Origin of the sequence: Pantoea sp. MBLJ3, assembly GCF_000816655.1 — a bacterium.
In the GTDB taxonomy this organism is placed as follows: domain Bacteria; phylum Pseudomonadota; class Gammaproteobacteria; order Enterobacterales; family Enterobacteriaceae; genus Pantoea; species Pantoea eucalypti.
This window is the reverse complement of sequence record NZ_JSUT01000011.1, coordinates 83,011-100,766: the sequence shown is the minus strand read 5'-3', so window position 1 is coordinate 100,766 and position 17,756 is coordinate 83,011. Positions and strand designations below refer to the sequence as shown.

Below are 17,756 nucleotides of genomic sequence, written 5' to 3'. Positions count from 1 at the left end.
CTTAACCCCGGTTATTTTGCTGTATTTGTAGAGACTTGCAGAAATGATAAAAAAATGTAAATAACTATACGGGATGGTGGCAGGATGAAAATGCAGCAAACAGTGCGTCAGCTTAGCTGGTCGCTGGTGATGAGTTTCACCGTGGTGGCAGGGGCGAACGCCGCACCCACTCAGGCACCGCCGGTCTCTTACGGCGTGGACAGTGACACCTTTCATCCGGTAAAAGCGCAGCACGGCATGGTGGCGTCGGTGGATGCGATGGCAACCCAGGTCGGCGTGGAGATCCTGCGTCAGGGCGGGAATGCAGTGGATGCCGCGGTCGCTGTGGGCTTTGCGCTGGCTGTGACCCATCCGCAGGCAGGCAATCTGGGCGGCGGCGGGTTTATGCTGCTGCGCACCGCATCGGGACGCGCGACGGCTATTGATTTCCGTGAAATGGCACCGGGCCACGCGTCGCGCGATATGTTCCTGGATAAGCAGGGTAATGCCGACAGTAAGCTGTCGCTGACATCACATCTTGCCTCAGGTACGCCGGGCACTGTGGCCGGACTGGCGCTGGCTGCGCAGAAATATGGCACCCTGCCGCTGAGCACTCTGCTGGCACCGGCGATCAAACTGGCGCGTGACGGTATTCCGGTCAATGACGCACTGGCGGATGACCTGAAAACCTACGGTAAAGAGGTCCTGATTACCCATCCCAACAGCAAAGCGATCTTCTATAAACCGGACGGCACGCCGTGGCAGAAGGGTGACCGGCTGGTGCAGAAGAACCTGGCGCACAGCCTGCAATTGATTGCCCGTCAGGGACCGGATGCCTTTTACAAAGGTGAAATTGCAGATGAGATTGCCGGAGAGATGGCGCAACACGGCGGCCTGATCAACAAAGCTGACCTGGCAGCCTATCGCGCGGTCGAGCGTAAGCCCGTCAGCGGGACATACCGTGGCTATGAAGTTTTCTCAATGCCGCCTCCCTCATCCGGTGGTATCCATATCGTGCAGATTCTGAATATCCTGGAGAACTTCGATCTGGCGAAGATGGGCTTTGGCAGTGCTGACGCCATGCAGGTGATGGCTGAAGCGGAAAAATATGCCTACGCGGACCGCTCGGAATATCTCGGCGATCCCGATTTCGTGAAGGTGCCGTGGCAGGCGCTGACCAGTAAAGCCTATGCTAAAAGCCTGGCGCAGCAGATCGATGTGGCGAAGGCGCGGCCTTCCAGTGAGATCAAACCCGGCAAGCTCGAACCTTATGAAAGCAATCAGACGACCCATTTCTCGGTGGTCGACAAGCAGGGAAATGCGGTTGCGGTGACTTACACGCTGAACACCTATTTCGGCAGCGGAATTGTGGCGGGCAAAAGCGGCATCCTGATGAATAACGAGATGGATGACTTCTCTGCCAAGCCAGGCACGCCAAATGTCTACGGACTGGTGGGCGGTGAGGCGAATGCGGTGCAACCGGCGAAGCGTCCGTTGTCATCGATGTCACCAACCATCGTCGCCAAAGGCGGCAAAACCTGGCTGGTCACCGGCAGTCCTGGCGGCAGCCGCATTATCACTACGGTGTTGCAGATGGTGGTAAATAGTATCGATTTCGGGATGAATGTGGCGGAAGCCACTAACGCGCCGCGCTTCCATCATCAGTGGCTGCCGGACCAGCTGCGAGTGGAGAAGGGCTTCAGTCCTGATACGTTGCGTCTGCTGGAAGCCAAAGGTCAGCATGTGAAGGTGCTGCCATCGATGGGCAGTACGCAGAGCATCATGATTGGGCCGGATGGCATGCTGTATGGCGCGTCTGATCCGCGTAGCATTGATGATTTGAGTGCGGGTTATTAATTTCCAGGACTGCTGACAAACCTAAACCCAGGTGAATCTGACAGCAATAAATAAGCTCAATGTGCAGGGAACTGGGTCAGAAGAGGAAAGCGTCCCGCGGCAGGACGGCGCGGGCCGAGCGTGTCATGGATGACAGCTTTTGCATCTTTCCGATCTGACCCTGTTTCCTGCGCAGGCGCTAACTGACAGCGAATCCTGGCAGGTTTATCAGCATAAAGGGCACCTTCGGTGCCCTTTATGCTTCCAATCGTCAGGCTTTAACCCGCGCCATATAATGCGCGTCGATCAGTTCACCGTGTCGCATAGCGAAGCCTTTAGCCGTTCCCTCAATCTCAAAACCGAAACGCTGATAAAGGGCGATGGCCGGGCCATTATCGACAAACACCGTCAGCTCCATCCGGCTCACCTGCAGCCAGTTGTCGCACAACGAGACCATTTCACGCATCAGCGCCGTGCCGACGCCGCGCTGCCGGTAGCGATCATCCACGCCCATCCCTAAAGAGGCAGCGTGACGGCGTCTGGCGCGATCTTCTACGTGCAGCGCACACTGACCAACAACCTCTTCGTCGATACAGGCGACCAGCAGATGCGCATTGGGCTGTGGCGTAGCGAGACGGGCATGCCACATCTGCAGGGATGCGTGAGGCAGATGCAATGTGCTGGCCTGAGTATCTGGCTGACCATAAATTCTGTGCAGTGCAGCGGCATCTTCTGGCGTAACGTGGCGGATAACGATGTCACTCATGTGCTCTCCTTTTGCCGATAAAAACCCTTTAAACATCAAGGTATTCACCACAATAATCAAGCGAAAAAAACGTGAAAACAGCTTTACAGATACGAATGATAATGATTATTATTGTCATGCGTTCCCGGGCAGTCATCGACAGTCTGAGAAAGCACGACATTGCTCACATTGCTTCCAGTATTATTTAGCCAGCTTATCCGCTGGCTTTTTTTTGCCTGCCACTCACTGACTGGAAAAGAGAGGCGGTAAGCTCACTCATCATTTGGTTTTAAGCCGGTAATATGAGCCTGACCGACAGCGGAACAGGTTTCCCTTTTCGCCCCTTTTCAGACATAGCCATAATTCAATAAAAATAAAGCCTGAAGGTTATATTTCATCGCTTACTTTGTTAATAAATAACTTACTTTGATGCAGGTGCTGTTATTTTAAAATTATCTTCTTTATTTGCCGGCGGGTTTACTCAATAATTTATTCTGTATATCCCGCAATGAGATATTGCTATGCGTTTTAATACTCTTTCCGATGGCGCAATAATTGCTGAATTGTGCTGCAGAATTAAAGAAACCCGTATGCAGCTTGGGATCTCTCAGATTGAACTGGCTGAACGTGCACGCGTTGGTACGGCCACCATTAAACGGGCAGAGTTAGGTGAGTCCGTTACGCTGAGCACCTTAATAGGAATATTGCGGGGTCTTGGACGGTTGCATCAGCTGGAGTCCATTTTGTCCGATTCTCATATGCGAACCTTTAATGCGCAGTTTACCGACTCGCCACCTGCACGTATTCGCATCCGAAAAAAACAGCGCAGCCAGTCACCGGCGGCGAATAACACTGAAGCTGTTGCTGAGCAGTCTGTCAGCGCAACGATAAATGAGTGGTACACCTCCTCTGAAATGCGGAGTATGGTCTGGTCCAGTCTGCCCCGCGAAAACGAATCAAAATAATCCTGCTCAAAGCCCATCTTCAGCAAAACCGGAGCAATGAAGAAACCGCCAGCCTCACAGCCAGCGGTTTTCAGATCGTTACGATTCACATATCGCCACTTTGATCGCCAGACCGCCGCGGGCGGTTTCACGGTATTTGGCGTTCATGTCTTTGCCGGTTTCAAACATGGTTTCGATAATCTTATCCAGTGACACTTTGGGATCGCTGGTGCGGTACATCGCCATACTGGTTGAGTTAATGGCTTTGACGGCAGCAATCGCATTCCGCTCAATACAGGGCACCTGGACCTGACCCGCTACGGGATCGCAGGTCAGACCAAGATTATGCTCCATGCCAATTTCAGCGGCGATGCAGACTTTCTCCGCATCGGCCCCCAGCAGTTCAGCCAGTCCCGCCGCCGCCATGGAACAGGCCACGCCGACCTCTCCCTGACAGCCGACTTCAGCGCCAGAAATCGACGCATTCATCTTATAAAGAATGCCGATTGCGCCTGCTGTGAGGAAATAGCGCATATAGAGTTCAGGCGTTACCGGCTTGATGAAGCGATCATAATAAGCCAGTACCGCCGGAATAATCCCGCATGCGCCATTGGTGGGTGCGGTGACCACACGTCCTCCAGCGGCATTCTCTTCACTCACTGCCATCGCGAACATATTCACCCAATCCATGGCACTCAGGGGATTAATGGACTGGCTCAGTGGCGCCAGGATGCGATGCAGGGAAGAAGCCCGCCGTGGCACCTTCAGCGGACCGGGTAAGACGCCCTCAGTGCTGATGCCACGTGTTATCGCATTGCGCATGGTTTGCCACAGTTGTGCCATGTTCTCTTCGACCTCACGGCGACCATGACGCGCTATCTCGTTCTTCATCATGACGGCCGAAACCGAAAGGTTATTGCTATGGCAATGTGCCAGCAGGTTACGGGCGGAATAGAAGGGGAAGGGAATATCGATTTCGCTATCCAGGCTTTTACCAAAATCGTCTTCGGTGACAATAAAGCCGCCTCCGACAGAATAATAGGTCTGGGTGTAAACGCTTTTTCCATCACAAAAGGCGGTTATGCTCATGCCATTTTCATGTAACGGCAGAAACTCGCTGTGAAAGCGTATGCACTCTGCCACCGGGAAGGCAATCTCCCGGTGCCCTTCTTCGATACGTAACTGTTGCTGCGTATTCACGTCGCGAATGATGGCGGGGATCTGATCGATATTTACCGTGTCAGGCAGATAACCACTCAGGCCGAGAATAATCGCAATATCTGTATGGTGGCCTTTTCCCGTCAGGGAAAGAGAGCCATAAATATCCACGACCAGCCGGCTCACACTATCCAGCAGGCCTTTTTCCTTTAGCGTATCAACAAAATGTTTACCCGCTTTCATGGGGCCCACCGTATGCGAACTGGATGGCCCGATGCTGATTTTAAAAATATCGAAAACGCTAATCATGATTCACCCATGCGGATTGCAATATGAAAGAGGCGCTGACCAGTATGGCAAGCGACGGCATCAGTTAAGTAAAGAAAAGGCGATGGCGGAGATAGCAATCAGGCCAATGATGACGACGAAAAGATTGCTCAAATGACCGCTATATTTACGCATCGCCGGGACTTTATTAATGGCGTACATCGGCATCAGGAACAGGATCATGGCGATAACCGGTCCGCCCAGGGTTTCAATCATGCCCAGAATGCTGGGGTTTAGGGTGGCGACAATCCAGGTGGTGATCAGCATAAAAAGGGCGGTGATGCGGTTCAGTTTATTGATTTCTATCGACTTGCCTTTGCTGCGAAGCGATTTGATCACCATGCCATTGAAACCTTCACGCGCCCCCAGATAGTGGCCGAGAAAAGATTTGGTGATCGCGATAATTGCGATGATGGGGGCCATCCAGGCAATTAACGGCGCGTTAAAATGGTTAGCGAGGTAGGAAAGGATAGAAATATTCTGCGCCTTTGCCTCCGCCAGGTGTTCCGGAGAGAGACTCAGCACACAACTGAAAACGAAAAACATGACGGTGAGCACCATCATGATATGAGCACAGGCCAGAATGCGTGAACATTTTGACGCCGCCTGATCGCCGTACTCCTGACGCTTGGCTACTGCAAATGATGAAATAATGGGAGAATGATTAAAGGAGAAGACCATGACGGGAATAGCCAGCCATAGTGTGAGCCATAATCCGCTTCCGGTCGTTTCAGAACCCCTCATTGAGAGCGTATCCAGAATAGCGCCGTTCCATTGTGGAATCAGATACAGCGCGAGCAGCATCAGTGCGGCCACGAACGGAAACACCAGAATACTCATCGCCTTCACGATAGCTTTTTCGCCGAAGCGTACGATAGCCATCATGCCGACAATAAGAATGAAAGCCAGTACCGCACGCGGCGGCGATATCAGATGAAGCTGGTGGGTGAGAAAACTGTCGACGGTGTTGGTAATCGCGACGCTATACACCAGCAGGATAGGGTATATAGCAAAAAAGTAGAGCAGAGTGATGAGTTTTCCCGCGCCGATACCAAAATGTTCTTCCACCACTTCAGTAATATCTCCCCCCGGATTTTTGCCGGAAAGAACAAAACGGGTGAGCCCGCGATGGGCAAAGAATGTCATCGGAAAAGCCAGCACAGCCATAATGATTAACGGCAGCAAACCGCCAGTGCCTGCATTTATCGGCAAAAACAAAACGCCAGCACCAATTGCAGTTCCATATAATCCCAGCATCCAGACGGTATCACTTCTTCTCCAGCGTGGCGTTTCATCTGATATCAGCGTATTTTGAACGGCATCCATAATCGGGCTCCTGATAATAATTTAAAATAAAATGAATCGGAGGGTGTTTAAAACGAAAGGTTTTTATTTATCGGCTATTTTAGTAGGATTTATGAAAGCGGGTTATTTACGGCGATCACATTCTTTAATTTACAGGTGAAGTTTTAAGGCATCAAAAGTAATACCTTATTGACTCTATTTTTTAAGGTATCATTTTTAATGCGTTAATCACGTTGTGTGTGTCAAATCCAGAGGCTAAATTAGCCTGGGATGATGACACGGAAAATAAAGTAACCGCGGATTATCCGGCTTTCATTATTTTACGGGTTTATCAGATTAACCTTTATTTCAGGCTTTCCCTTAATATCTTTCATTCCTGCATCACCTCCTTTTCCTTCGATCTGTTTCAGTGAGAAGCCCGATTTTGTTCAACGAATTTGAACAGAGAAGTGAAGTTTTTCAGCTATCAATCATACCGCCTCGGGAACACACTATAAAAAACATTGAGGAGAATTAAACATGATCTATGTACGCAAAGCTGAAGAACGCGGTCACGCAAACCATGGCTGGCTGGATAGCTGGCATACCTTCTCTTTCGCCAGCTATCACGATGCGAACTTCATGGGTTTCTCCGCGCTGCGTGTCATCAATGAAGATGTGATCGATGGTGGTCAGGGGTTTGGCACCCATCCTCATAAAGATATGGAAATCCTGACCTACGTGCTTTCCGGTACCGTTGAGCATCAGGACAGCATGGGTAACAAAGAGCAGATCCCGGCAGGGGAGTTCCAGATCATGAGCGCCGGCACGGGTGTACGTCACTCTGAGTACAACGCCAGTGAAAGCGAGCCATTGCACCTTTATCAGATCTGGATCATTCCTGAGCGTACCGGCATTGAGCCACGCTACGATCAGCGCCGCTTCCCGGATGTTACAGGGCGTCAGCTGGTGTTAAGCCCGGATGCCCGTGAAGGGTCGCTGAAAGTTTATCAGGACATGACCTTATCGCGCTGGGTACTGGCTGCTGGTGAGCAGGACAATGTCGCCGTTGAGGCAGGACGTCGTATCTGGATTCAGGTGGTCAAAGGCAATGTGACTGTTAACGGTAACGCGGTGACAACCAGTGACGCCCTGGCGATCTGGGACGAAAGCGCGCTGACGATTGAAGCCAGCACGGCTGCAGAAGTCCTGCTGTTTGATCTGCCACCGGTCTAAGCAGATTACGGGCGCGCATCATCGCGCCCGGTTGGCAATTTTGTGACAGAAAAGTGATAGACTCATCGTACTTTAGCTTTCAGGGCGATCCCAGGCGCTACGATGAAGAAGAAAAGACCGGTATTACAGGATGTTGCCGATCGCGTCGGCATTACTAAAATGACCGTCAGCCGTTACCTGCGTAATCCTGAGCAGGTCTCTGTTGCCCTGCGGGACAAGATTGCAGTGGCACTGGATGAGCTGGGTTATATCCCCAATCGCGCCCCCGATATGCTTTCTAACGCCACCAGTCGCGCCATTGGCGTGCTGCTGCCGTCACTCACCAACCAGGTTTTCGCCGACGTATTGCGCGGCATTGAAGCCGTCACCGACGAAGCGAACTATCAGACGCTGGTCGCCCACTTTGGTTACAACCCGCAAAAAGAGGAGCGGCAACTGCGCTCGCTGCTGGGCTGGAACATCGATGGCGTGATTCTCACCGAACGTACCCATACGCCAGGCACGCTGCGCATGCTGGAAGTGGCCGGTATTCCGGTGATAGAGATGATGGACAGCGTCACACCCTGCCTGGATATGGCCGTCGGCTTTGATAACGTTGAAGCAGCCCGGCAGATGACGCGGACTATCCTGAGTAAAGGCCATCGTCACACTGTCTACCTCGGCGCACGCCTTGATGAACGTACGTTGCAGAAGCAACAGGGTTATGAAATCGCCATGCGCGAAGCGGGGCTGACGCCGCGCAGCGTGATGATGGAAGAGGCTTCTTCATTCAGCGCCGGTGGCGATCTGCTGCGTGAGGCGCAGCGTCTTTATCCTGAAACGGATAGCCTGTTCTGTACCAATGACGATCTGGCGGTCGGGGCGATGTTTGAGTGCCAGCGGCAGGGATTACAGGTGCCCTCGCAGATGGCCATTGCCGGTTTCCACGGCCATGACATCAGCCAGGTGGTGACGCCACAACTGGCGACCGTGCTCACGCCACGTGACCGCATGGGGCGTGAAGCGGCGACGCGGCTACTGGCGCGCATTGCCGGTGAAAGCAGCGATAATCGGCTGCTGGATGTCGGTTTTGAAATCAGTGAAGGTGGCAGCATCTGATTGTGGCGTTTTTATGAGTCAGCTCACACTTTCATGCTTTTCCTGGTAAAAAGGTTGCCAGGCTGTTAACCGGCCAGGAGAATGAGAAACGACATTGTTATCGGTAACATTGGCAAATTCTCACCTGCCGGAGCAGAAAAATGACAACGCAATCCCCGTCACATCACGTCTTCATCCTGATGGGCGTTTCAGGCAGCGGAAAGTCTGCCGTCGCCAACCAGGTTTCTCACCAGCTCAACACGGCCTTTCTTGACGGTGATTTTCTCCATCCGCGCGCCAACATCCTGAAAATGGCCGATGGTCATCCACTGGATGACGGCGATCGTCAGCCGTGGTTACAGGCGCTGAACGATGCCGCGTTTGCCATGCAGCGCACCCAGGCGATCTCTATCATTGTCTGTTCAGCCCTGAAGAAAAGTTATCGCGACATTCTGCGTCAGGGAAATGACAACCTGCGTTTTGTTTACCTGAAAGGCGATTTCGACACTATCGAAGCCCGTCTGAAAGCGCGTAAAGGCCACTTCTTCAAGCCGCAGATGCTGGTAACTCAGTTTGCCACGCTGGAAGAGCCAGGCAGCGATGAGTCGGATGTACTGGTGGTGGATATCGCGCATTCACTGGACGATGTGGTGGCAGCTACGGTTGCCACTATCCAGGACGCTATCAGCCAGGGTTAGAGATGAATACCGCAACACTCGTTTTGACCGCAGCAGGCTCTGTCCTGCTGCTGCTTTTTCTGGTGATGAAGGCGCGCATGCACGCTTTTGTCGCGCTGATGTTAGTCTCCATTGGTGCCGGACTTTTCTCCGGTATGCCACTCAACAAAATCGCGGAAACCATGCAAAAGGGGATGGGCGGCACGCTCGGTTTCCTTGCCATTGTGGTTGCGCTGGGCGCGATGTTCGGCAAAATCCTGCATGAAACCGGCGCCGTCGATCAGATTGCTATCAGGATGCTGAAAACCTTTGGTCAGAGTCGTGCCCATTATGCGATGGGCATTGCCGGTCTGATCTGCGCGCTGCCGCTCTTCTTTGAAGTTGCCGTGGTGCTGCTGATCAGCATTGCGTTTGCGGTGGCGCGGCGTACCGGCGGCAATCTGGTGAAACTGGTGATCCCGCTGTTTGCGGGCGTTGCGGCATCGGCGGCCTTCCTGCTGCCCGGACCGGCCCCGATGCTGCTGGCCTCGCAGATGCACGCGGACTTTGGCTGGATGATCCTGCTGGGTCTGTGTGCGGCGATTCCCGGCATGCTGATTGCCGGGCCACTGTTTGGCAACTTTATCGGCAACCACGTCACGTTCAGCGCGCCGCCGGAAGATCATCAGCCGGATGTTGATGAGAGCAAGCTGCCGTCATTTGGTTTCAGCCTCTCACTGATCCTCTTCCCGCTGGTGCTGGTTGGCCTGAAAACCATCGGCGCACGCTTCACAACCGAAGGCACCACGCTGTATGAATGGCTGGAATTTATCGGCCATCCTTTCACTGCGATCCTGCTGGCGCTGCTGGTGGCGATTTATGGCCTGGCTTACCGTCAGGGTATGGATAAAGAGCGGGTGATGCAGGTGTGTGGCAGCGCGCTGCAACCGGCCGGGATTATCCTGCTGGTGATTGGCGCGGGCGGTGTGTTTAAGCAGGTACTGGTGGATTCTGGCGTCGGTCCGGTGCTGGGCAATGCGCTGACCGGCGCAGGACTGCCGATTGCGCTGGCCTGCTTTATCCTGTCGGGCGCGGTGCGGGTTATTCAGGGGTCGGCGACGGTCGCCTGTCTGACCACCGTCGGGCTAATCATGCCGGTGATTGAACCGCTGCACTACAGCGGTGCTCAGCTGGCAGCGCTGTCGATCTGCATCGGCGGTGGCTCAATCATTATCAGCCATGTGAACGATGCCGGCTTCTGGCTGTTTGGCCGCTTCACCGGGGCCAGCGAAGCGGAAACGCTGAAGACCTGGACGCTGATGGAGACCATTCTTGGCACTGTTGGCGCGGTTGTCGGGATGATTGCTTTCGAACTGCTTTCCTGACCAACCTGACGGGCTAACTGCCCGTCAGTTTTTTTCCCGCGAGCGCGGGAAGAGTAAAAAAGGGAACAGCAGATAAGGCGCCACTACCAAAAGGACAATGACGCCGGATGAATAGCCAGCGTCATTTATTCTTCTCACCCCGCAGGAAAAAACAGGCAAAATAAACAGCAGCAGCGCGATTAAGCCAATTTCATGCAATGGCCCGGTAAACCATTGCAGATAACTGCAGAACCAGGCCAGCTGGAACAGCAGGAAAATAAAATAGCTCGTCCTGCCTTCACGCCCTTGATAATTAAAGGTGCGCAAAAAACAGCTTTTGATGATCTGCAGCAGACTGTTCATGCCCATTTTCTTCTTATCAGAGCAAAAAGAACCAGCGTGATGGCGGCGGCAGATAAGTAAACCCAGGCAAAATCAGTAACGTCAACCTGCATCAGCTGCGCGTCATTCAGCGCCGCTTTCTGGCCCGGGAAGGATAGTACGGTCAGGCCCAACCTCATTACATTTCCCCCGCGTTTTCAGACGCTGCATCTAATTTTCGATACTGCCTGCCATGGATATCTCTTTTTGCGGCATTATATAAATATTATTATTCATTTCAATGCCGTAACGTTGTGATAAGCCGGCTGAATGAAGGCGGCAGCCTGCTCGCCTGCCAGGATAAAAGGACACAGGTGCGCTTACAACTTCAGATAAGCCCGAATGCCATCCAGGAACATCTGGGTGGCCAGCATAATCAGTATCAATCCCATCAGCCGCTCCAGCGCATTCACGCCTTTATCACCCAGCAGACGCAGGAACAGACCTGACATCAGCAGAATGCCGACCGTCACGCCCCAGGCGATCAACAGCGCGCCCACCAGATGCGTCATCTGATGCGGATACTGATGCGACAACAGCATCAGCGTTGCCAGCAGCGATGGCCCGGCGACCAGCGGAATGGCCAGCGGAACCAGGAATGGCTCTTCACCCGCCGGTAAGCCCGAACTGCTGCTTTCCGCCGACGGAAAAATCATTTTGATGGCGATCAGAAACAGAATGATCCCGCCAGAAATCGATACCGTTTCGGTGCGCAGATTTAAAAATGCCAGAATGCGTTCGCCGGTAAACAGGAACAGCAGCATGATGATCAGGGCAATCAGCATTTCACGGATTAGCACAACCCGCCGCCGTTTCGGCTCCAGATGCTTTAAAACCGACATAAAAATCGGCAGATTGCCCAGCGGATCCATAATTAATAACAATAATATTGTCGCCGAAATCATTTCAGTCATCGGTTTTACGCCATGTTGTTCGCGAAAAAGCAGAGTTATTAGTTACGCTGCTGAAAAAGTTAGCGTAATCGAATTAATTCACTTGCTACCCGGCCTGCATTTTGTAGAGTGAGGGGACACAGGTAAATCTTATTATTACGCAGAGCGGCGTGAAAATAGCACGCCGCTCTCTCCTCTGAAATGAAAAGCAGGTGTAACTGCCTTAGACGGACACGACATGAAGAATGTAGGTTTTGTTGGTTGGCGCGGCATGGTCGGCTCAGTGCTGATGTCCCGCATGAGTGAAGAGCGTGATTTTGATGCAATCAATCCGGTCTTCTTCTCGACGTCGCAGCATGGTCAGGCGGCACCCGCGTTTGCGGGCAAACAGCAGGGCACACTGCAGGATGCGTTTGATATTGAGGCGCTGCGCGGGCTGGATATCATTATTACCTGCCAGGGTGGCGACTACACCAGTGACGTCTATCCTAAGCTGCGCGCCAGCGGCTGGCAGGGATACTGGATTGATGCGGCCTCCACGCTGCGCATGAAAGAGGATGCCATCATCATCCTCGATCCGGTTAACCACGCGGTTATTCGTGACGGCATCGACCGTGGCATCAAAACCTTTGTTGGCGGTAACTGTACCGTCAGCCTGATGCTGATGTCACTGGGCGGTTTGTTTGCTCAGGATCTGGTTGAGTGGGCCTCAGTTGCCACCTATCAGGCAGCCTCGGGTGGCGGTGCGCGCCACATGCGCGAATTGCTGACCCAGATGGGCATGCTGCACGATCACGTTGCGCCTGCATTGCAGAACCCGGCTTCCGCCATTCTCGACATTGAGCGTAGCGTGACCGACTTCACCCGTTCCGGCACGTTACCGACCGACAACTTCGGCGTACCACTGGCGGGCAGCCTGATTCCGTGGATTGATAAGCAGCTGGACAACGGCCAGAGCCGCGAAGAGTGGAAAGGCCAGGCAGAGACCAACAAAATCCTTGCCACCTCTAAAGTCATCCCGGTTGATGGCTTGTGCGTACGTGTCGGTGCGCTGCGCTGTCACAGCCAGGCCTTTACGCTGAAACTGAAACGCGATCTGCCGCTGGCGGAAATCGAACAGCTGCTGGCCTCTCACAATGAGTGGGTCAAGGTGGTGCCAAATGACCGTGAGCTGACGATGCGTGAACTGACGCCTGCCGCTGTCACCGGCACGCTCACCACACCTGTTGGCCGGTTACGTAAACTCAATATGGGGCCGGAATATCTCTCGGCCTTCACGGTGGGCGACCAGTTGTTATGGGGCGCAGCCGAACCGCTACGTCGCATGCTGCGGTTGTTAATCAGCTAAACAGACATATCACCAAAGGCCGGATTTACCCGGCCTTTTTTGTTTGTGTCGTATGCAAAACAACCTGCCGTTTCGCTTACTCAGTGATCAGCTTCCCTTTTTTGCCAGCCGTTAAAGAATATTTTGCTTAAGTCCATGGCAACTGCCGTGACCAAGCTATGATTTAACCATGATGTGCCACAGGTAACCCTTGTGCTTTCCGGATTAAATGGTTGTGGTACGCGACAAAAACACTTTTCCCATGGAATGGCCTGACTACTTTGTCGTTGTACGTATGGCTCAATGAAGAGCAGCGCAGGTGAAGCGCGACAGGCTATGTTGCGTTCATTTCGGCTGCCAATTATCACAGGAAGAAAGTCATGTCAGAGCTTCCCGATCGCGATGCGATCAATGCCCTGTTTGCGGGTAATTATGCCGACCCTTTTTCGTTACTAGGGATGCACCGAACTCAGCAAGGCCTTGAGGTCAGGGCATTGCTCCCCGAAGCGCTTGAAGTGTGGGTCATTGAAACCTCCACCGGGCGTAAACTGGCTCAGCTGGTGTGTGAAGATGCACGCGGCTTCTTCAGTGGCGTCATTCCACGCCGTAAAAATCCATTCCGTTATCAACTGGCGGTCAACTGGCATGGTCAGCAAAACCTCGTCGATGATGCCTATCGTTTCGGGCCACTGCTGCAGGAGATGGATCTGTGGCTGCTGGCGGAAGGGACGCATCTGCGCCCTTATGAGACGCTGGGCGCGCACGGCGACGTGATTGATGGCGTCTTCGGCACCCGCTTCTGCGTCTGGGCACCCAATGCCCGTCGCGTTTCCGTGGTTGGCGATTTCAACTTCTGGGATGGCCGCCGTCATCCGATGCGTCTGCGTCAGGAGTTAGGTATCTGGGAACTGTTTGTGCCAGGTGCGGTTAACGGCCAGCTCTACAAATATGAAATTATCGATGCCAATGGTGAGCTGCGCATCAAAGCGGACCCGTACGCCTTTGAGGCACAGATGCGTCCGCAGACGGCGTCGATGATTTGTGGTCTGCCGGAGCCGGTTGAGATGAAAGAGGAGCGCAAGGCCGCCAACGCTTTCGACGCGCCCATCTCAATCTATGAAGTCCACCTGGGTTCCTGGCGTCGTCACACCGACAACAACTTCTGGCTGAGCTACAAAGAGCTGGCTGAACAGCTGGTGCCTTACGTTAAAGAGATGGGCTTTACCCATATCGAACTGCTGCCCGTTAACGAACATCCGTTTGACGGCAGCTGGGGCTATCAGCCGCTGGGCATGTATGCGCCGACCCGCCGTTTTGGTACGCGTGACGAGTTTCGCGCCTTCATTGACGCTGCCCATGAAGCGGGCCTCAACGTGCTGCTCGACTGGGTGCCAGGCCACTTCCCCAGCGATGATTTCGGTCTGGCGAAGTACGACGGAACAGAGCTCTATGAGCACAGCGATCCGCGTGAAGGCTTCCACCAGGACTGGAACACCCTGATCTACAACTTTGGCCGCCGCGAAGTGAGCAACTACCTGTCGGGTAATGCGCTCTACTGGACGGAGCGCTTTGGCATCGATGGCCTGCGTGTAGATGCGGTCGCGTCGATGATTTACCGCGACTACAGCCGCAGTGAAGGGGAGTGGGTGCCAAATCAGTACGGTGGCCGTGAGAACCTGGAAGCGATTGAGTTCCTGCGCTACACCAACCGCACGCTCGGCACGGTAGCATCCGGGTCGGTGACAATGGCTGAAGAGTCTACAGACTATCCTGGCGTGACGCGTCCAACTGAAGGTGGCGGGCTGGGCTTCTGGTTCAAATGGAATCTGGGCTGGATGCACGACACCCTCGACTACATGAAAGTCGATCCCATTTACCGCAAGCATCATCACAATTTGATGAGCTTCGGCATGATGTACAACTACACTGAAAACTTTGTGCTGCCGCTATCGCATGATGAAGTTGTGCACGGTAAACGCTCGATTCTGGATCGTATGCCGGGCGATGCCTGGCAGAAGTTCGCCAACCTGCGTGCTTACTACGGCTGGATGTGGGCCTTCCCGGGCAAAAAACTGCTGTTCATGGGCAATGAATTTGCCCAGGGCCGTGAGTGGAACCATGACGTCAGTCTCGACTGGCATTTGCTGGAAGGGGAGGATAACTGGCACAACGGCGTTCAGCGTCTGGTGCGTGATCTCAACCATACCTATCAATATTACACGCCGCTGCATCAGCTCGACTTTGATCCGGCAGGCTTTGAGTGGTTAGTGGTAGACGACGCAGAGCACTCCGTCTTCGCCTTTGTGCGCCGCGATCGTGAAGGCAACGAAGTGATCGTGATCAGTAACTTTACGCCGGTGCCGCGCCCGGGTTATCGCTTTGGCGTCAACCAGCCGGGCTACTGGCGCGAGGTGCTGAATACCGACCAGCATGATTATCACGGCAGTGACGTGCGAAATCAGCGGGTACATACCGATGAGCAGGAGAGCCACGGACGACCGCAGTCGCTGAGTCTTAATCTGCCACCGCTGGCAACAGTATGGCTGGTGCGGGAGGCTGAATGACCATCACTGCCGGCGATCCCGAACCGCTGGGTGCCAGTTACGATGGCAAAGGCGTTAACTTCACCCTGTTCTCACAGCATGCAGAGCGCGTAGAGCTCTGCCTGTTTGATGAACAGGGCGCGGAACAGCGTCTTGACCTGCCTGGCCGCAGTGGGGATATCTGGCACGGTTATGTTCCGGCGTTAAAACCGGGACAGCGCTACGGCTACCGGGTGCATGGCCCCTGGGCGCCGCAGCAGGGACACCGTTTTAATCCGGCGAAGTTGCTGGTTGACCCCTGCGCCCGCGCCGTGGAAGGCGATGTGCCTGATGATCCGCTGTTTCATGGCGGTGAAGCGCAGCCCGATCCGCATGACAACGCAGCGATTGCGCCGAAGTCCCGGGTCGTCGCGGAGGATTTTGACTGGCAGGGTGATGTCGCACCACGTATCCCGTGGGGTAACACAGTGATTTATGAAGCCCATGTGCGCGGCCTGACGCAGCAGCATCCGGAAATTCCGGAAACGTTACGCGGGACTTACGCGGCGCTGGGTCATCCTGTTATGGTGAATTACCTGCGCGATCTGGGGATTACCACCCTTGAGCTGCTGCCGGTTGCCCATTTCGCCAGTGAACCGCGACTGCTGCAGCTTGGCCTGAGTAACTACTGGGGCTACAACCCCTTTGCACTTTGGGCGGTGGATCCCCGGTACGCCTCCGGTCAGCCGGGCGTAACGCCGCTTCAGGAGTTCCAGCAGGCGGTTAAAAACCTGCATGCAGCGGGTATCGAAGTGGTGCTGGATGTGGTGTTTAACCACACAGCCGAACTGGATGTGATTGGCCCGACGATTTCAATGCGCGGCATCGATAACGCCAGCTACTACTGGCTGGATGAGCAGGGTGAGTATCAGAACTGGACCGGCTGCGGCAACACACTGAATATCCACCATCCGCAGGTGATGACGTGGACCCTGGAGGCGCTGCGCTACTGGGTGCGGGTCTGCCACGTCGACGGCTTCCGCTTTGACCTTGCGCCGGTGCTGGGCCGCACGCCCGATTACCAGCGTGATGCGCCCTTTTTTGACGCGATACGCGCCTGTCCGCTGCTCTCTCAGGTCAAGCTGATTGCGGAACCCTGGGATATCGGCCCTGACGGCTATCAGGTTGGCCGCTTTCCGCCACCGTTTGCCGAATGGAACGATAAGTTTCGCGACACCGCGCGTCAATACTGGCTCCATGGCGGCTTAAGCAATGGCGAGTTCGTTCGCCGCTTTGCCGCCTCCAGCGATCTCTACCAGCACGACGACCGGCCGCCACACGCCACGGTTAATCTCATCACCGCCCACGACGGCTTTACGCTGTGGGATGTGGTGAGCTTTGAACGTAAACACAATGAGGCGAACGGGGAAGATAACCGCGATGGCCATGGTGATAACTACAGTCACAACCACGGCAAAGAGGGGCTGAACGTCAGCTTTGACGTCATTGAACGCCGTCGCCGCAGCGTACGGGCATTGCTGACGACGCTGCTGCTGTCACAGGGCACGCCGATGCTGCTGGCAGGTGACGAGCGTGGCCACACCCAGCGCGGTAATAACAACGCTTACTGTCAGGACAACGCGTTGAGCTGGCTTGACTGGCAGGCGGATGAGAAAGGATTAGTCGGATTCACCGCAGCACTGATTGCTCTGCGCCAGCGCATTCCGGCGCTGACCGCAGATCGCTGGTGGCAGGACGGTGACGGCAATGTGCAGTGGCTCAATGCCGGTGGCCAGCCACTGCAACACGATGAATGGGCACAGGGAATGCACAGATTGCAGATCCTGCTGTCCGGCCGCTGGTTAATAACAATAAACGCCACGGATACGGTGAATGACATCGTGTTACCAGACGGAGAATGGCGTGCCCTTCCTCCTTTCGCCGGGGACGACAACCCCATCCTGTTAACTGTCTGGCATGGTCCCGCACACGGTGTGTGCGTGTTCCAAAAGCAATCATAAGGAGTC

15 protein-coding genes are annotated in these 17,756 nt (G+C 54.2%); 9 read left to right on the top strand and 6 right to left on the bottom strand.

Features of this window, described 5'->3' with window-relative positions; translation table 11 throughout:
- Nucleotides 1-84 precede the first annotated feature (84 nt).
- Nucleotides 85-1,836, top strand: coding sequence for a gamma-glutamyltransferase (gene ggt, locus NP77_RS16160; RefSeq protein ID WP_033743311.1), 1,752 nt, complete (start codon nucleotides 85-87; stop codon nucleotides 1,834-1,836).
- A gap of 250 nt (nucleotides 1,837-2,086) precedes the next feature.
- Here ggt and NP77_RS16155 read toward each other — a convergent pair whose 3' ends face one another.
- Nucleotides 2,087-2,581: a GNAT family N-acetyltransferase gene (locus NP77_RS16155; protein WP_039660840.1), complete on the bottom strand. Its 495-nt coding sequence runs from the start codon at nucleotides 2,579-2,581 to the stop codon at nucleotides 2,087-2,089.
- Nucleotides 2,582-3,081: 500 nt separating this feature from the next.
- Here NP77_RS16155 and NP77_RS16150 point away from each other — a divergent pair, with 500 nt between their 5' ends.
- The gene (locus NP77_RS16150) at nucleotides 3,082-3,525 is read left to right on the top strand and encodes a helix-turn-helix transcriptional regulator (RefSeq protein ID WP_003853070.1); all 444 of its coding nucleotides are present in this window, start codon (nucleotides 3,082-3,084) and stop codon (nucleotides 3,523-3,525) included.
- A 78-nt stretch (nucleotides 3,526-3,603) separates the two neighbouring features.
- On the opposite strand, the gene NP77_RS16145 is transcribed toward NP77_RS16150, so the two are convergent.
- Nucleotides 3,604-4,971, bottom strand: coding sequence for an L-serine ammonia-lyase (locus tag NP77_RS16145; protein ID WP_003853069.1), 1,368 nt, complete (start codon nucleotides 4,969-4,971; stop codon nucleotides 3,604-3,606).
- 60 nt (nucleotides 4,972-5,031) lie between these two features.
- Nucleotides 5,032-6,315, bottom strand: coding sequence for an HAAAP family serine/threonine permease (locus tag NP77_RS16140; protein ID WP_003853066.1), 1,284 nt, complete (start codon nucleotides 6,313-6,315; stop codon nucleotides 5,032-5,034).
- Nucleotides 6,316-6,813: 498 nt separating this feature from the next.
- Here NP77_RS16140 and NP77_RS16135 point away from each other — a divergent pair, with 498 nt between their 5' ends.
- The 4 genes from NP77_RS16135 to gntU all read left to right on the top strand — a co-directional run bounded on the left by NP77_RS16135 (nucleotide 6,814) and on the right by gntU (nucleotide 10,627).
- Nucleotides 6,814-7,509, top strand: coding sequence for a pirin family protein (locus NP77_RS16135; protein WP_003853063.1), 696 nt, complete (start codon nucleotides 6,814-6,816; stop codon nucleotides 7,507-7,509).
- A 102-nt stretch (nucleotides 7,510-7,611) separates the two neighbouring features.
- On the top strand, nucleotides 7,612-8,607 hold the full coding sequence (gene gntR / locus NP77_RS16130; RefSeq protein ID WP_003853061.1) for a gluconate operon transcriptional repressor GntR: 996 nt from the start codon (nucleotides 7,612-7,614) through the stop codon (nucleotides 8,605-8,607).
- Between the two features lie 140 nt (nucleotides 8,608-8,747).
- Complete coding sequence (gene gntK, locus NP77_RS16125; protein ID WP_008926288.1) at nucleotides 8,748-9,284, top strand: gluconokinase; 537 nt, start codon at nucleotides 8,748-8,750, stop codon at nucleotides 9,282-9,284.
- Nucleotides 9,285-9,286: 2 nt separating this feature from the next.
- Nucleotides 9,287-10,627, top strand: a complete 1,341-nt coding sequence (gene gntU, locus NP77_RS16120) for a gluconate transporter (RefSeq protein ID WP_008926287.1) — start codon at nucleotides 9,287-9,289, stop codon at nucleotides 10,625-10,627.
- Between the two features lie 24 nt (nucleotides 10,628-10,651).
- Here the strand turns inward: gntU and NP77_RS16115 are convergent, their stop codons facing one another.
- The 3 genes from NP77_RS16115 to NP77_RS16110 form a co-directional block, all read right to left on the bottom strand.
- Nucleotides 10,652-10,969: a DUF805 domain-containing protein gene (locus NP77_RS16115; RefSeq protein ID WP_003853056.1), complete on the bottom strand. Its 318-nt coding sequence runs from the start codon at nucleotides 10,967-10,969 to the stop codon at nucleotides 10,652-10,654.
- Nucleotides 10,966-11,127 (bottom strand): hypothetical protein, encoded by a 162-nt coding sequence (locus NP77_RS23485; RefSeq protein WP_003853055.1) that lies wholly within the window; start codon nucleotides 11,125-11,127, stop codon nucleotides 10,966-10,968. Before NP77_RS23485 ends, NP77_RS16115 begins: the two co-directional genes overlap by 4 nt.
- A gap of 180 nt (nucleotides 11,128-11,307) precedes the next feature.
- Complete coding sequence (locus NP77_RS16110) at nucleotides 11,308-11,901, bottom strand: YhgN family NAAT transporter (protein ID WP_008926285.1); 594 nt, start codon at nucleotides 11,899-11,901, stop codon at nucleotides 11,308-11,310.
- 217 nt (nucleotides 11,902-12,118) lie between these two features.
- Between NP77_RS16110 and asd the strand changes: the two genes are divergently transcribed.
- The 3 genes from asd (at nucleotide 12,119) to glgX (ending at nucleotide 17,750) form a co-directional block, all read left to right on the top strand.
- Nucleotides 12,119-13,228: an aspartate-semialdehyde dehydrogenase gene (gene asd / locus NP77_RS16105; protein ID WP_039660837.1), complete on the top strand. Its 1,110-nt coding sequence runs from the start codon at nucleotides 12,119-12,121 to the stop codon at nucleotides 13,226-13,228.
- 359 nt (nucleotides 13,229-13,587) lie between these two features.
- Nucleotides 13,588-15,771, top strand: coding sequence for a 1,4-alpha-glucan branching enzyme (gene glgB, locus NP77_RS16100; RefSeq protein WP_039660836.1), 2,184 nt, complete (start codon nucleotides 13,588-13,590; stop codon nucleotides 15,769-15,771).
- Nucleotides 15,768-17,750: a glycogen debranching protein GlgX gene (gene glgX, locus NP77_RS16095; protein WP_039660835.1), complete on the top strand. Its 1,983-nt coding sequence runs from the start codon at nucleotides 15,768-15,770 to the stop codon at nucleotides 17,748-17,750. The genes glgB and glgX overlap by 4 nt, the downstream gene beginning before the upstream one ends.
- Nucleotides 17,751-17,756 lie beyond the last annotated feature (6 nt).

Coding starts and splice junctions, on each gene's coding strand:
- ggt (WP_033743311.1), top strand. CDS start 85: ATGAAAATGCAGCAAACAGTGCGTCAGCTTAGCTGGTCGCTGGTGATG.
- NP77_RS16155 (WP_039660840.1), bottom strand. CDS start 2,581: ATGAGTGACATCGTTATCCGCCACGTTACGCCAGAAGATGCCGCTGCA.
- NP77_RS16150 (WP_003853070.1), top strand. CDS start 3,082: ATGCGTTTTAATACTCTTTCCGATGGCGCAATAATTGCTGAATTGTGC.
- NP77_RS16145 (WP_003853069.1), bottom strand. CDS start 4,971: ATGATTAGCGTTTTCGATATTTTTAAAATCAGCATCGGGCCATCCAGT.
- NP77_RS16140 (WP_003853066.1), bottom strand. CDS start 6,315: ATGGATGCCGTTCAAAATACGCTGATATCAGATGAAACGCCACGCTGG.
- NP77_RS16135 (WP_003853063.1), top strand. CDS start 6,814: ATGATCTATGTACGCAAAGCTGAAGAACGCGGTCACGCAAACCATGGC.
- gntR (WP_003853061.1), top strand. CDS start 7,612: ATGAAGAAGAAAAGACCGGTATTACAGGATGTTGCCGATCGCGTCGGC.
- gntK (WP_008926288.1), top strand. CDS start 8,748: ATGACAACGCAATCCCCGTCACATCACGTCTTCATCCTGATGGGCGTT.
- gntU (WP_008926287.1), top strand. CDS start 9,287: ATGAATACCGCAACACTCGTTTTGACCGCAGCAGGCTCTGTCCTGCTG.
- NP77_RS16115 (WP_003853056.1), bottom strand. CDS start 10,969: ATGAACAGTCTGCTGCAGATCATCAAAAGCTGTTTTTTGCGCACCTTT.
- NP77_RS23485 (WP_003853055.1), bottom strand. CDS start 11,127: ATGAGGTTGGGCCTGACCGTACTATCCTTCCCGGGCCAGAAAGCGGCG.
- NP77_RS16110 (WP_008926285.1), bottom strand. CDS start 11,901: ATGACTGAAATGATTTCGGCGACAATATTATTGTTATTAATTATGGAT.
- asd (WP_039660837.1), top strand. CDS start 12,119: ATGAAGAATGTAGGTTTTGTTGGTTGGCGCGGCATGGTCGGCTCAGTG.
- glgB (WP_039660836.1), top strand. CDS start 13,588: ATGTCAGAGCTTCCCGATCGCGATGCGATCAATGCCCTGTTTGCGGGT.
- glgX (WP_039660835.1), top strand. CDS start 15,768: ATGACCATCACTGCCGGCGATCCCGAACCGCTGGGTGCCAGTTACGAT.